The organism is Ectobacillus ponti (genome assembly GCF_024294785.1).
GTDB lineage: Bacteria > Bacillota > Bacilli > Bacillales > Bacillaceae_G > Ectobacillus > Ectobacillus ponti.
The window spans coordinates 1-1,317 of record NZ_JANCLT010000039.1 but is presented as its reverse complement, the minus strand read 5'-3'; the positions used below and the strand labels follow the sequence as shown (position 1 = coordinate 1,317).

General features: G+C 50.3%; 1 protein-coding gene. It reads left to right on the top strand.

The window, feature by feature from the left end; translation table 11 throughout:
* Positions 1 to 1,317: HAD-IC family P-type ATPase (locus tag NK662_RS24455; protein WP_279665804.1), on the top strand; the 1,317-nt coding region annotated here is incomplete at both ends.

Here is a 1,317-nt window from a genome sequence, read left to right as displayed (position 1 = left end):
GATCCCCCGAGGCACGACAGTGCTGAAACTATCCGGAAGGCTCTCCATCTTGGTGTTAATGTTAAGATGATCACTGGTGACCAGCTTGCTATTGGTAAGGAGACTGGTAGGAGGCTTGGAATGGGTACAAACATGTATCCTTCATCCGCATTGCTCGGACAAAACAAGGACGCTTCACTTGAGGCACTTCCCGTGGATGAGCTCATTGAGAAGGCTGATGGTTTTGCCGGAGTCTTCCCTGAGCACAAATATGAGATCGTGAAGAGGTTGCAAGAGAAGAAGCACATCGTCGGTATGACCGGAGATGGTGTCAATGATGCCCCTGCTCTTAAGAAGGCCGACATTGGTATTGCTGTTGCTGATGCTACAGATGCTGCAAGAAGTGCTTCCGACATTGTGCTCACTGAGCCAGGTCTTAGTGTCATTATCAGCGCTGTCCTCACTAGCAGATGCATCTTCCAGAGGATGAAGAACTATACCATTTATGCAGTTTCCATCACCATCCGTATAGTGCTTGGATTTTTGCTTATTGCTCTGATCTGGAAATACGACTTCTCACCCTTCATGGTCCTTATCATTGCCATCCTGAATGACGGTACTATCATGACGATCTCGAAGGACAGAGTTAAGCCTTCTCCCTTGCCAGACAGCTGGAAGCTGAAGGAAATCTTCGCTACCGGTATTGTGCTTGGAAGCTACCTTGCTCTGATGACCGTTATTTTCTTCTGGGCCATGCACAAGACAGACTTTTTCACGGACAAATTCGGTGTCAGATCAATCAGGAACAGTGAATATGAGATGATGTCTGCACTGTACCTCCAAGTCAGTATTGTGAGTCAGGCCCTCATCTTCGTCACCCGTTCTCGCAGCTGGTCCTTCATCGAACGCCCTGGTCTTCTCTTGGTCACTGCATTCATGCTTGCACAACTGGTTGCGACATTCCTCGCTGTCTATGCCAACTGGGGCTTTGCCAGGATCAAGGGCATTGGCTGGGGCTGGGCTGGCGTTATCTGGCTTTACAGCATTGTGTTCTACTTCCCTCTTGACATCTTCAAGTTCTTCATCCGCTTTGTGCTGAGTGGAAGGGCCTGGGACAACCTCCTTGAGAACAAGATTGCATTCACCACCAAGAAGGATTACGGTAGGGAGGAGAGGGAGGCACAATGGGCCACCGCACAAAGAACACTTCACGGCCTTCAGCCACCGGAGGTCGCCTCCAACACGCTCTTCAACGACAAGAGCAGCTACCGCGAGCTCTCTGAGATCGCTGAGCAAGCCAAGAGACGAGCTGAGATCGCGAGGCTGAGAGAGCTGAAC